Source organism: Yersinia mollaretii ATCC 43969 (genome assembly GCF_013282725.1).
In the GTDB taxonomy this organism is placed as follows: Bacteria; Pseudomonadota; Gammaproteobacteria; order Enterobacterales; family Enterobacteriaceae; genus Yersinia; species Yersinia mollaretii.
In genome coordinates this window covers 3,768,527-3,782,057 of sequence record NZ_CP054043.1, presented here as the reverse complement: position 1 = coordinate 3,782,057, position 13,531 = coordinate 3,768,527, and the positions used below count along the sequence as shown (strand labels likewise).

Sequence of the window (13,531 nt, the reverse complement as noted above, 5' to 3'; positions counted from 1 at the left end):
TGCAGTCAGCAAGGACCTTGAATATGATGATCATTCGCCCGGTAGAGCGCCGAGATTTGGCCGATATCCTTGAGTTGGCTGGAAAAACTGGCGTTGGCATGACTTCACTGCCACAAAATGAGGCACATCTCGCGGCACGTATTGAGCGCGCGATAAATACCTGGCAAGGTTCTTTGACAGCGGGCGAACAGGGCTACCTGTTCGTTTTGGAAGACAGTGAACGAGAGAAAGTGGTGGGTGTCAGTGCCATTGAAGTGGCGGTCGGATTGAATGATCCTTGGTACAACTTCCGCGTCGGGACGCTGGTGCACGCCTCCAAAACGCTGAATGTGTACAAATCTGTCCCGACCCTGTTTCTCAGCAATGACCACACGGGGTATAGCGAACTGTGCACGCTGTTTCTTGATCCTGAATATCGTATCAATAAAAACGGCCCCTTCTTATCAAAAGTGCGTTTTCTCTTTATTGCGGCATTTCGTCAATACTTCTCCCGCAAAGTCATTGCCGAGATGCGGGGCTTTACGGATGAACAGGGCCGCTCGCCATTTTGGGAGAATGTGGGTCGTCACTTCTTCGCGATTGAGTTCGCCAAAGCCGATTACCTCAGTGGAACAGGGCAAAAAGCCTTTATTGCTGAATTAATGCCCAAGCACCCGCTGTATGTGGATTTTCTGGCAGAGGAGGCGCGGGCAGTGATCGGGCAAGTTCATCCACACACTGCACCCGCACGGGCGGTACTGGAGACCGAAGGGCTACAATATCAAGGCTATGTGGATATCTTTGATGGCGGCCCGACACTGGAAGCCAACACGGATGAAGTGCGCGCAGTGCGGGACAGCAGCAGGCGAAAAGTGGTTATCGATGATATCGATGTTGATCCAAGTGGCACCGCCTATTTAGTGGCGAATGATCACTATCAACATTTCCGCTCAATATTGATTCACACTCATCTATCAGATGAATGGTTGCATTTAACCACCCCACATGCCGCCGCACTGGGTGTCGCTGCGGGTGATTCGGTTCGGATAGTGAGCCTCTTTGCTCCGGAGATAAAAAAATGACCCATCCTGCACTGTTTATTCAGGGTGAATGGCGCACTGGCAAAGGTGCCCATTTCGACAAACATGACCCCATGGATCAGCAACTCTTGTGGCAAGGGCAGGCCGCTGACCATCAGGATGTGGCGGCAGCTTGTCACGCCGCACGGGGCGCTTTCCCTGCTTGGGCGCGTGCGCCGCTGGAACAGCGGGTGGCTGTCGTGCAACGTTTTGCCGCCTTACTTGAGCAGCATAAGCAACAATTGGCGCGCACCATTAGCTTGGAAACCAGTAAACCCCACTGGGAAACGGTGACGGAAGTGCAGGCGATGATCGGCAAAGTGGCGATTTCGCTGCAAGCCTATCAAACCCGAACGGGCAGCAGCCAGACTCCGATGGGCGATGCTGTTTCGGTGTTGCGTCATCGACCCCATGGTGTCTTGGCGGTTTTTGGCCCTTACAACTTTCCGGGGCATTTACCCAATGGGCATATCGTGCCAGCACTGTTGGCGGGCAATACTCTGGTGTTTAAGCCCAGTGAATTGACACCCATGACAGCAGAAGAGACGGTCAAACTGTGGCAATTGGCCGGTATACCTGACGGCGTGCTCAATTTAGTACAGGGCGGGCGTGAAACGGGCGAAGCACTGGCGGCACAACCTGATATTGATGGTTTATTGTTCACGGGCAGCGCGAATACGGGCTATCACTTGCATCGTCAATTAGCGGGGCAGCCGGAAAAAATTCTGGCGCTGGAAATGGGCGGCAACAATGCCCTGATTGTTGAGCATGTCACAGACCGTGATGCTGCAGTTAATCTCGCGATTCAGTCGGCGTTTATCTCCGCTGGACAGCGCTGTACCTGTTCTCGCCGCGTGTTGGTGAAAACGGGCGCTGAAGGCGATGCTTTTTTACTGCGTTTTGTCGCCGTCGCCAAAGCACTGCGTATTGGCCGCTGGGACAGTCAACCTGCACCTTTTATGGGCGCGGTAATTTCATCTCAGGCGGCTGAAAAGATGCTTGCAGCACAACAACTGTTGATAGAGTTAGGCGGAAAACCTCTATTAGCCATGACCCGCCCCGACAGCCAGAGTGCGGTCTTGACCCCCGGTATTATTGATATCACCGGCATCAGTGGGGTTCCCGATGAAGAGTATTTCGGTCCACTGGTCAGCGTCATTCGCTACGATGATTTTGCTCAAGCGCTAAACATTGCCAATCAAACCCGCTTCGGGTTAGCCATTGGTCTGGTTTCTGACGATCGCCAACAATTTGAACAACTGCTGTTGGAAGCCCGCGCGGGGATTGTTAACTGGAACAAACCGCTGACGGGAGCCTCAAGTGCTGCGCCCTTTGGTGGGGTCGGCGCATCCGGCAACCATCGACCAAGTGCATTTTACGCCGCTGATTATTGTGCTTGGCCAATGGCATCACTGGAAAGCGAAAGCCTGACGCTGCCTGCTACCTTGTCGCCGGGCATCACTTTCGATTTACCCGCTTTTGATTTGCCAGACAGGCACTGATCCGCGCGAAGGGAGAATTAGGATGGCAGGCTATGAAGTTAACTTTGATGGATTGGTTGGACTGACACATCACTATGCTGGATTGTCTTTTGGCAATGAAGCCTCGACGACCCATCAAAATAGCATCTCTAACCCCCGTTTGGCCGCCAAACAGGGGTTGCTAAAAATGAAGGCGCTGGCTGATTTAGGCTACAAACAAGGTGTTTTGCCGCCACAAGAACGCCCCGCTATCGGGGTTCTGCGGCAGTTGGGATTCAGTGGCTCAGATGAGCAAGTCTTGAGTGAAGTGGCCCGCCAGTCGCCGCGCTTGTTATCGGCGGTCAGCTCCGCCTCCTCAATGTGGACTGCTAACGCCGCGACAGTTTCTCCCTCGGCGGACAGCCGCGATGGGCGCGTCCATTTTACTGTCGCCAATTTGAACAATAAATTTCACCGAGCGATTGAGGCGGATACCACCTCTGCGCTGTTAAAAGCGGTATTCAACAACCATCGCCACTTTGTTCATCACGAGGCTTTACCCTCGGTAGAACTGTTTGGCGATGAGGGGGCGGCGAATCACAATCGTCTGGGCGGCGAGTATGACAGCCCGGCGATTCAGATGTTCGTTTATGGCCGTAAAGGGCTGGAAAACGGCACCCATCCGAGTCGATATCCTGCCCGCCAAACACTGGAAGCCAGTCAAGCCGTCGCGCGCTTGCACCAGTTAGCGCCTGAACAGACGGTTTTTGTGCAGCAAAATCCCGCTGTGATTGACCAAGGGGTCTTTCACAATGATGTTATCGCGGTCAGTAATCAAAATGTATTGTTCCATCACCAGCATGCATTTGTGCCAGAGTTTCAAGTGATGGATGATCTGCGCCGCAAAATGGGGAGCATTGAACAACAACTAGTCACAATTGAAGTGCCGGTTGCTGAGGTGTCAGTTGCTGATGCTGTTTCGACCTATCTATTTAACAGCCAGTTGTTGAGTAAACCCAACGGCAAAATGCTGCTGATTATTCCGCAGGAGTCACAAGAAAACCCCGCAGTGTGGCGGTATCTGTCTGAACTGATCAATAGCGGTGGACCCATTGATGAAGTCAGGGTATTTGATCTGCGTGAAAGTATGCGTAATGGCGGTGGCCCGGCCTGTTTGCGTTTGCGCGTGGCGCTGAATGAGGTTGAGTTACCGGCCGTGAACAGCCGAGTGATGATGACCCCGGCACTGTTTGTCACACTGAATAATTGGGTTGACCAACATTATCGTGATCACCTGCAATTTAAAGACTTAGCTGACCCTCAGCTCTTGCAAGAGGGGCGACAAGCCTTAGATGAACTGACGCGAATACTCAACCTTGGCTCGGTATACCCGTTCCAGCGAGATTAGGTATAAAGCAAGGGGAAGATTTGATGATGCTAGATATTTTGTCGGTGACACTCTCGGGCCATTCGCCGCAAACCACACAAGGTGAAACGGCAAACCTCACATGGCAATGGCTCGGCGAAGGGGCGTTGATGTTGACGCCCCATGGGGGTTATACGCAGTCGGTGGTGCTCTCTGCCGGTATCCATGGGAATGAAACCGCACCGATTGAGATCATCAATCAATTAGTCACCGAGCTATTGCTGGGCAAATTGCCGCTGGCCGTGCGTTTATTGGTGATATTAGGCAATCCACCGGCGATAAGAGCAGGGGAGCGCTATCTCACGGCGGATATCAACCGCATGTTTGGCGGGCGTCATCAGAACTCCCCGTCGGGAGAGGAGCCAAAAAGGGCAGCGTTTCTCGAACAGACGGTGATAGATTTTTTTGATGCCGATAGCCAATCAATGCGACTGCATTATGATTTACACACCGCAATTCGAGGTTCACATCATATTCGCTTTGGCCTATTACCTTACCAATCCGCGCCGTACTCGGCGGCAATGCTGCGCTGGCTGCAAGATATTGAGCTGGACGCGCTGGTGATGCACACCTCGGCAGGGGGAACCTTCGCGCACTTCAGCAGTGAGCACTGTCTGGCGGCAAGCTGCACACTGGAGCTAGGAAAGGCGCTGCCATTTGGTGAGAATCAACTGACACAATTTAGCGCGATTATTGCGGGATTGAAGGCATTAGTCAGTGGTGGGCCACTGCCAAAACGCACGACACAGGCGATGATTTTCTACCGAGTGGTCAAATCACTGCTAAAACAGCAGCCCGATTTTCAACTTTTGGTAGCAGATGACACACTGAACTTTACTCGTTTCAGGCAAGGGACACGGCTGACTGAACAATCGAATGAGTCTTATCGTGTCCAACATGAAGCAGAATGGATCTTATTTCCCAATCCACGGGTCGCGATGGGGTTACGAGCAGGGATCATGTTGGTGCAAATGGATGAAAGTGAGTTACCCAGAGTTTAAATAAGAGCCGATTACCAATACCGGCGTAGATAGTGACGTAGGGTAATATCACCAAAGGAAGTATTCCTTAAGCTAAATTCAAAGCTATATATCTTTTTTAGTGTACAAAAAATGGGCTATCAGAAACAATAGCTCATTTTTCACCCATTAAATTAAAAGATATCTTATCCCTCGCTATATAGTCCTCATGCTATTAATAAAAAACCGTCCAATTAATAACAGGCTAAAGGCACACTTTTTACAAACCTATTAATGCCTTTTATGTTTATTGCACCAAATAGGACAGGTCAGACTCACTTTTGGGATTTTAAATAGCCATTAAGTTGCATTGAATATATAAAAAAGTGCAATAGAACTGTGATATCCACTCCATTTTACAAATCTTATTGTCAAATAGAACAAAAAAGAAACAAATTGAAATGACTTCGCACTAAATTGGTGCTATTGCACTATTTTGGTTATATCTAATTACTTAAAATCTCTTTTAATCAACGAGTTATAAAAAGTTCCAAAAAACACATTTTGTTACAATTGATTACCTGTTTAAACGTATATATCTTCAAATTTACCGTTTTAACTTTTCGTGCTTAATGATAATGTCTATTCGCTTTACAAGACAGGTCACTATAAAAAATTAAAAATTAACTTTTATGAGGCTAAAACCAATTTAGTCCGGCGGGTTAGTTTTATTAAAATTTAAAGGAAAAAATAATGATGAAGCGCAGTGTGCTGGCCTTAGCGGTCACCTTGAGTATGGTTCCTACTCTGTCAAACGCAGCAGAAATTTATAATAAAGATGGCAACAAGCTGGATCTTTATGGCCGCGTAGCCGCTAAATACCTTTTTACAAATCATGATAACGCAGATGCGACTTATGTTCGTTTCGGCTTTAAAGGCGAAACACAAATTAATAGCCAACTGACCGGTTTTGGCCAGTGGGAATATAACGTTGCAGCAAACAATGCTGAATCTCAGGGCGATAAGGGCAATAAAACCCGTCTGGGCTTTGCTGGTTTGAAATTTGCTGAATTTGGCTCTTTCGATTATGGCCGTAACTACGGCGTAGTTTATGACGCACTGGCTTACACCGACATGTTGCCAGAATTCGGTGGTGACTCAATCGCTTACACCGATAACTATATGACTGGCCGTTCTACCGGCTTGGCAACTTACCGTAACTCAGACTTCTTTGGTCTGGTAAAAGGTCTGAATGTTGCCGCGCAGTATCAAGGCCACAATGATGATGGCGATACCACTAAGAACGAGCGTGCCATTCAGAAAGCTAACGGCGACGGTTTCGGCTTGTCTGTTGATTATCAAGACATCGAAGGCAGTGGTGTTGGCTTCGCAGCTGCCTACTCTTCTTCCAACCGTACTCTGGGTCAGAAAAATCTGGCTAACAGTGCTACCGGTGACAAAGCTCAGGCTTGGGCGACAGCGCTGAAGTACGATGCAAACCAAGTTTACATTGCAGCAATGTACGGCGAAACGCTGAACATGACCCCATACAAGGCACTGATTGCGAACAAAACTCAGAACGTAGAATTGGTGGCTCAGTACCAGTTCGAAAATGGTATTCGCCCATCAATCGCTTATGTTCAGTCTAAAGGCAAAGACCTATCAGTGGTCGGTGATGCTGATTTGCTGAAATATGCTGAAATCGGTGTGACTTACTACATCAACAAAAACATGTTCACCTATGTTGACTACCAGATTAACTTGCTGGATGAAAACAACCCACTGGGTCTGGGTACAGATGATATTGTTGCAGTTAACCTGACTTACCGTTTCTAAGTTAATTTAAGCAGTCATTATTACCCTTTTCTGTGTCGGAAATTGGTGAATTAAAAAGGCGGGGATAACCCCGCCTTTTTTGCATTTCAATTATCTCAGTTATCTCAGTTAGCACGATAAGTGGGGGTAATTACTTGCGGCTAATGATTTGTGAGAAATCAGCGCGGGTAGTGATGTTCACCCCATAACAGCATTTTATTAATCAGCTGTTGGAGTAATTGCTGTAAATGCGTTGCCCGTTCAGGCAAGTAGGGATAAGGCACGGTTTCAGACATATAGTTGAGCTGCGATAACTCCAACTGTACTGCGTGCTGATGATCTTGAGGTGAGCCATATGCCCGAGTGATGTACCCCCCCTTAAAACGGCCATTTAATACGTGGCTGAATGAGGAGTTGTACTGACAGCATTCGATCAACTGCTCACTCAATGAGGGTGCACAACTGGCCCCACTGTTCGTCCCAAAGTTCAAATCGGGCAGTTGCCCCTCAAACAATCTCGGAATAACTGAGGCAATTGAGTGAGCATCTAATAATAATGCATAGCCAAACTGGTTTTTAAGGCGATCCAGCTCTGATTGCAGTTGTTGATGATAGGGTCGCCAGATCTGTTGTAAGTAGGATTGGCGCTCCTGCGGTGACGGTGTTTTACCCGGCATAAAACAGGGGCGGCCATCAAAAAGTGTTTCAGGGAATAAGCCCGTGGTCGCGGTGCTATACAGCGGCTGGTCATCCTCTGGTCGATTAAGATCAACCACCAAGCGAGAGTAGTTGCCGATCACTATGCTGGCCCCCATCTCATGGGCAAAGTCATAGAGACGAGGAATGTGCCAGTCGGTATCTGATAAAGGACGAGCGGCATCTGACAGCCCCGCTTCCACGGCGGGGGTCAGTCGCGTTCCGGCGTGAGGAATACTGATTAATAAAGGCAGCTTACCCGCACGGAAACTCAAAGGGTCAACGATATTCATGGGCGGGTTTCTCCTTGGAAAACGACGGCCGCAGGTAATTGGCCACCCAGCCAATAAGCCAATTCGGCAGGGCGAGATAATGGCCAATGAACCCAGTTCGCTAATTTACCGACTTCCAAAGTGCCCTGAGTCTCTTGCAAGCCAAGGGCCTGCGCTGCATGACAAGTGACACCTGCCAGCGCTTCTTCTGGGGTCATGCGGAACAGTGTGCAAGCCATATTCAGCATTAAACGTAAGGAGAGTGCAGGGGATGTCCCGGGGTTAGCATCGCTGGCTAAAGCCATTGGTACATTATATTGGCGGAACAACTCAACTGGGGGGCATTGTGTTTCCCGCAGCAAATAATAGGCACCGGGTAACAACACCGCGACAGTCCCCGCTTTACCCATTGCCTGAATATCTGACTCGGTTGCATATTCGAGATGATCGGCGGAGAGCGCATTATAGCTGGCGGCCAGAGTGCTGCCATTGAGTGCAGAAAGCTGTTCGGCATGGAGTTTGATGGGCAGCCCAGCTTGGCGGGCAGCTAAAAATACGCGTTCAACTTGTGCGGGCGAAAACGCCAGATGCTCACAAAAAGCGTCAACGGCATCGGCCAGCCCCTCTGTGGCGACGTGCGGAATGATGGTGTGGCAAACGAAATCAATATAGTCATCAGCCCGGTCTGCAAATTCAGGTGGTAAAGCATGGGCCGCCAAGCACGTCGTTTTCACCGTGATGGGCAGTAATTCTCCCAACTGACGAGCCACCCGCAGCATTTTTATTTCACTTTCAAGGTCAAGGCCGTAACCGGACTTAATCTCAATACAAGTTACGCCCTCAGCCAGCAGCGGTGTTAGGCGAAATAGAGCTTGTTCTAGTAGTTGCTGTTCACTGCTGTTTCGAGTGGCTTTGACAGTAGAGAGGATACCGCCGCCTTGAGCCGCGATTTCGGCATAACTCACGCCATTAAGGCGTTGCTCAAATTCAGCACTGCGATCACCACCGAAAACCAGATGAGTATGGCAATCAATCAATCCGGGGGTAATTAGGCCACCTTGATAGACGACCTCGCGTGAGGCATTGAATGCGGGAAGTTCGCTATGTGGACCTATCCAGACGATTTTACCGCCAGTCACCGCCATCGCACCTTGCGGTATCAGGTGATACTTCCCACCCTGCATGGTCACGATATCGGCGCCGTACCACAGGCTGTCGCAGTGAATTTCTGACACGATTCCACTCCCCAAAAAAAAGACGAAATTAAGTTGTATATACAATCATGGACAACCTAGCGCATAAATTCACTATCATCAAGATAAGGATTTCAACAATTGCGTAACACTTCGCAGTTCTCGCAGAGAAATAAAATTGTTCAGGACGTCACGGTACCTTGTGGGGTAAAACGACCATAGAGCTGATAGCGAGAACCGGGATAGAGCAGTTGAGCAGCAGTCACGATGGCTTTTCCATACCAAGTTCGGCGGCGAATCAACAGACAGGGTTCATGTTCATCCAGTTGCAGCAGTTGTCGTTCGATTGGGCTTGGGATCACCGCCTCAACAATATGCTCACCCTCGGTGAGGGGAGCCACTTGAGTGAGATAGCTGTAGGGGGTTATCTGATTGAAATCCTGCTTCATGTAGTCGGGGGCAGTGTTTGGATTGACACAACGGTTTTCGACCTGAATAGGATAGTCATTCTCATAATGAACAATTTGCGAGTAGAACAGTTGTTGTCCGGGCTGAATACCCAACGAGGCCGCTTCTTCAGCGGTTGCCGGGCGCGCCTCAAGTTGCAGAATTTTACTGCTGTGGCGGTGGCCACGAGCCGTAATTTCGTCAGCAATATTATGAACCTCCAGCAAGGCACTGTGCGCTTTTGCTTCAGCGACAAAGGTTCCCACGCCTTGCATGCGAATAAGGAAACCTTCGCTGGTCAGTTCACGGAGTGCTCGGTTGATGGTCATGCGGCTGACACCTAACTCTGCAACAAGCTCACTTTCGGAGGGAACTCGCTGGTGGGGCTGCCAGATTCCGGTCCGAATTTGACGAATAATAGCCAATTTTACTCGTTGGTAAATGGGCGCAGGCGTATCGTCCATTGCGGCACTTAATTGTAAGACTGCTTGCTGTTCCGCCACGGCGTTAACCTCGTCAAATAATAAAATCATATGTTAAGTCTAAGGTTGAATTTAGCGTATGTATATGTATATACAAGTAGATGACTTAATTAATTGACGCCGCTGCTACCAGCGCGTTTGACTCTGAACAAAATATTGGGATATCGCTATGCCAGTTTATTTTACCAAACGTGCTTTTTTATCCGATGGATGGGCAACGGATGTGCAGATCACTGTTGATGAACAGGGGATCATTCAGCGCATTTGTAGCGGTAGCAGTGATGAAGATTGCCAAATTTTATCTGGGCCAATTGTGCCAGGGATGCCAAATCTTCACTCACATGCCTTTCAACGCATGATGTCAGGACTCGCAGAAATTGCAGGTAATCCACAAGATAGTTTTTGGACTTGGCGGGACCTGATGTATCGGCTGGTACAGCAATTGACGCCGGAATATATTGGTGTGATTGCGCGCCAGTTGTATATCGAAATGCTAAAAGGGGGCTACACCCAAGTCGCGGAGTTTCACTATTTACACCACGACACCGACGGTAATCCCTACCGTGATCCGGGTGAAATGTCATCACAGCTGAGTCAGGCAGCGCAAGATGCAGGGATCGGAATGACCCTGTTGCCGGTATTGTACAGTTATGCGGGCTTTGGTGCTCAGCCGGCTCAACAAGGGCAGCGTCGTTTTATTCAGAACACCGAGAGCTATCTTACGCAGCAGCAGATTATCAGCAAACAGCTTGCCAACCAGCCGCTGCAAAACCATGGCTTGTGTTTCCACTCACTGCGGGCGGTGGAGTTAAACCAAATGCAGGAGGTACTTGATGCCTCAGATAAGCAGTTACCGATACATATTCATATTGCAGAGCAGCAAAAAGAAGTTAAGGACTGCTTGGATTGGAGTGGGCAGCGGCCTGTTGCATGGTTGTATGACCATTTGCCCGTCGATAGCCGGTGGTGTTTGATTCATGCCACCCATCTGGATGAGTTAGAGCTTGTGCGTTTGGCAAAAAGTCAGGCAGTAGCTGGATTATGCCCAACCACGGAAGCAAATTTGGGTGATGGTATTTTCCCCGGTGTTGACTATTTGCAACATCAGGGGCGCTGGGGCATAGGGTCCGATAGCCACGTTTCTCTGGATGTGGTCGAGGAGTTGCGTTGGTTGGAATATGGTCAACGTTTGCGTGATCAACGGCGTAATCGCCTGACCAATAAACAGTATCCTGCTGTCGCCGATTTGCTGTATACCCAAGCTCTCGCGGGCGGACGGCAGGCTTGTGCCAGTAAAATTAGCCTGTTAGCTGAAGGTTATCGGGCAGACTGGCTAGTTTTGGATGGCGATGATCCCTATATTGCGGGTACAAAATCCGCTTCTTTGCTGAATAGGTGGTTATTTGCGGGGGGCAAATCGCAAATTCGAGATGTTTATGTGGCAGGCAAAGCGGTAATAGTGGATAGATATCATCCACTGCAACAGCAAACTGCACAGGCATTTCTGGCAGTACTGAAAGCCTGTCAACAGGAGGTCTGATGAGCTTTACCGTTTTTGACTTTGCCAGTTTACCGGTGAGCCGTTGGCGAAATGGGGGCGGAGAAACCCGTGAAATTGCATGCTGGCCAGTCGGGGGAGATGATTTTGCTTGGCGTGCCAGTATCGCGACGATTGAGCAAGATGGCCCATTTTCGCTATTTTCAAATATCGATCGGTCAATTACGTTGCTCTCAGGAGAGGGCATGGTGCTCTCCAGCCCAGAGTGGGAGGCCCATACACTCTCACAGCCATTACAACCTTTCGCCTTTCCCGGCGATATTCCTATTCACGCACATCTATTAGGTGGAAGCAGCCAAGATTTTAACATTATGACACGGCGAGGCTGCTGGCAATCCTCAGTAACGGCAGTGAGTTCGGCACGGGAACTGCCCGCATCTCATGCAGGATTGATCTATGTGGTGAAAGGGAAATGGCTTATCAGCCATACAGAAACACACGAACTGACAACCTCGCAGGGGTGTTGGTGGCAATCCACAATCAAAGGGGGGCAATTACAGCCGCTCGCCCCAAATAGCTGTGTGTTGTGGGTGGATTTGTTCCCAGAGCGATAAGCCATTTGTGATTTTTATCAAATTGATGTTTCTTTGCCGCAATCTACCGATATAACGCATTAATTTATAAGACTAATATAAGTTGTACTTTCGCGATTAATGCCCACAGGCACATCGTGGGCCATCACTCGATGACTGCTTTTTACTGTTCACTCCTCTACATAAATTGTGTTTAGGCAGCTTTTTCGTTGCTGAATAACACGTTTAGCCATCATCTATCGCTCAAATTACCTGCATTTGTTAGACCCCTGTCATAGTTTTGTTATTTGCTCGATACAAAACGCACATTTCGGTTGTTTGGTGTTAAAAATTTCAATAATCTAAATTATGAAATAAATATTTAAAAACGAAGGTGGTGATCTCAACAAGAAGATACAAGATGAATAATATATTGTTTTTTATTAAGTTATTTGTGATGACTAGGCCGGGGATGGGGCGGTTGCATTCACGGAAAGCGCATTAAAATGCCTAAAGTAGCTATGTTTACCATGCGCTGAGTTGCGCGGTTGTAAAAAATTACTTTCAATCAATAGGCATTGAGATGTTAAAGCATTCCACTATTGAAGGGTATCGATCATGAAGCTGAAAAAACTCATTATTACCTCACTCGCTATCTGTATGCTGCCACTGGGCGCTTATGCTAAAGACCTGAAAATTGGCGTATCCATGGCTTACTTCGATGATAACTTCCTGACCATATTACGTCAGGCCATGCAAAATAAAATGAAAGAAGAGGGTAATGTCTCTGGGCAGTTTGAAGATGCCAAAGGTGATATTGCTCAGCAAATTCAGCAAGTAGAGAATTTTGTTAGTCAGGGTGTGGATGCCATTATTCTGAACCCAGTTGATACTCAAGGCGTCAAGCCAATGATCAAATTAGCAGAGCAGGCCAAAATCCCACTGGTTTTTGTCAATCGTCGTCCAGAAATAACCTTACCAGCCAGTATGGCCTACGTGGGTTCCGACTCTGAACTTGCAGGACGCCTACAGATGGAAGAACTGGCGAAACTGATGGGGGGCAAAGGGAACGTAATGATTCTAATGGGGGAGCTATCAAGTGAGGCTACCCGCGATAGAACCAGAGGTGTCGAGAAAGTAGCGGCTCAGTACCCAAACATCCATATTATTGATAAACAAACGGCAAAATTCTTCCGCAAAGAGGCGGTTGATGTCACTACAGATTGGATTCTTTCTGGTCAGCAAATAGATGCTATTGCTTCTAATAATGATGAAATGGCCATTGGGGCGATCCTCGCCTTGAAACAAGCAAAGAAAAAGGGGGTGGTGATCGGTGGTATTGATGGCACACCTGATGCGCTTGAGTTTATTAAGAAAGGCGATTTGAGTGTCAGTATTTTCCAAGATGCGAAAGGGCAAGGGGAGGGGGCGGTCGATACTGCCATTAAATTAGCTTCCGGCCAAAAAGTAGAAAGTAGTGTGATGATCCCGTACCAGTTAATTACAAAAGATAACTATCAAGATTTTGCCAATAAGAATAAAAAGTAAAAATAGAGGCTTATTCCTGATAGAGGTTAATTAATAGAATAGAGCGAATAAGTGGATGTTAACTAATTTTAGCATTGAACATGAAAACACTTTCACTATGCCTGT

General features: G+C 48.3%; 11 protein-coding genes. 8 read left to right on the top strand and 3 right to left on the bottom strand.

Annotated features, from left to right (window positions below; all coding sequences use genetic code 11):
- Nucleotides 1-23 precede the first annotated feature (23 nt).
- The 5 genes from astA (at nt 24) to HRD69_RS16885 (ending at nt 6,739) form a co-directional block, all read left to right on the top strand.
- Nucleotides 24-1,061: an arginine N-succinyltransferase gene (gene astA, locus HRD69_RS16905; RefSeq protein WP_004875647.1), complete on the top strand. Its 1,038-nt coding sequence runs from the start codon at nt 24-26 to the stop codon at nt 1,059-1,061.
- Nucleotides 1,058-2,560, top strand: coding sequence for a succinylglutamate-semialdehyde dehydrogenase (gene astD / locus HRD69_RS16900; protein WP_032814772.1), 1,503 nt, complete (start codon nt 1,058-1,060; stop codon nt 2,558-2,560). The genes astA and astD overlap by 4 nt, the downstream gene beginning before the upstream one ends.
- Before the next feature lie 22 nt (nt 2,561-2,582).
- Complete coding sequence (gene astB / locus HRD69_RS16895) at nt 2,583-3,926, top strand: N-succinylarginine dihydrolase (protein ID WP_004875649.1); 1,344 nt, start codon at nt 2,583-2,585, stop codon at nt 3,924-3,926.
- Nucleotides 3,927-3,952: 26 nt separating this feature from the next.
- The gene (astE, locus tag HRD69_RS16890) at nt 3,953-4,945 is read left to right on the top strand and encodes a succinylglutamate desuccinylase (protein ID WP_032814786.1); all 993 of its coding nucleotides are present in this window, start codon (nt 3,953-3,955) and stop codon (nt 4,943-4,945) included.
- Nucleotides 4,946-5,656: 711 nt separating this feature from the next.
- Nucleotides 5,657-6,739, top strand: a complete 1,083-nt coding sequence (locus HRD69_RS16885; protein WP_004875651.1) for a porin — start codon at nt 5,657-5,659, stop codon at nt 6,737-6,739.
- 158 nt (nt 6,740-6,897) lie between these two features.
- Here the strand turns inward: HRD69_RS16885 and hutG are convergent, their stop codons facing one another.
- The 3 genes from hutG to hutC form a co-directional block, all read right to left on the bottom strand.
- Complete coding sequence (gene hutG, locus HRD69_RS16880) at nt 6,898-7,707, bottom strand: N-formylglutamate deformylase (protein ID WP_050538227.1); 810 nt, start codon at nt 7,705-7,707, stop codon at nt 6,898-6,900.
- The gene (hutI, locus tag HRD69_RS16875) at nt 7,704-8,924 is read right to left on the bottom strand and encodes an imidazolonepropionase (RefSeq protein WP_032814787.1); all 1,221 of its coding nucleotides are present in this window, start codon (nt 8,922-8,924) and stop codon (nt 7,704-7,706) included. Before hutI ends, hutG begins: the two co-directional genes overlap by 4 nt.
- 137 nt (nt 8,925-9,061) lie before the next feature.
- On the bottom strand, nt 9,062-9,829 hold the full coding sequence (hutC, locus tag HRD69_RS16870; protein WP_032814788.1) for a histidine utilization transcriptional repressor HutC: 768 nt from the start codon (nt 9,827-9,829) through the stop codon (nt 9,062-9,064).
- Nucleotides 9,830-9,977: 148 nt separating this feature from the next.
- Here hutC and HRD69_RS16865 point away from each other — a divergent pair, with 148 nt between their 5' ends.
- The 3 genes from HRD69_RS16865 (at nt 9,978) to HRD69_RS16855 (ending at nt 13,426) form a co-directional block, all read left to right on the top strand.
- Nucleotides 9,978-11,348: a formimidoylglutamate deiminase gene (locus tag HRD69_RS16865; RefSeq protein ID WP_004875655.1), complete on the top strand. Its 1,371-nt coding sequence runs from the start codon at nt 9,978-9,980 to the stop codon at nt 11,346-11,348.
- Nucleotides 11,348-11,920: a HutD/Ves family protein gene (locus tag HRD69_RS16860; RefSeq protein WP_032814774.1), complete on the top strand. Its 573-nt coding sequence runs from the start codon at nt 11,348-11,350 to the stop codon at nt 11,918-11,920. The genes HRD69_RS16865 and HRD69_RS16860 overlap by 1 nt, the downstream gene beginning before the upstream one ends.
- A 576-nt stretch (nt 11,921-12,496) precedes the next feature.
- Nucleotides 12,497-13,426: a sugar ABC transporter substrate-binding protein gene (locus HRD69_RS16855; RefSeq protein WP_004875656.1), complete on the top strand. Its 930-nt coding sequence runs from the start codon at nt 12,497-12,499 to the stop codon at nt 13,424-13,426.
- Nucleotides 13,427-13,531 lie beyond the last annotated feature (105 nt).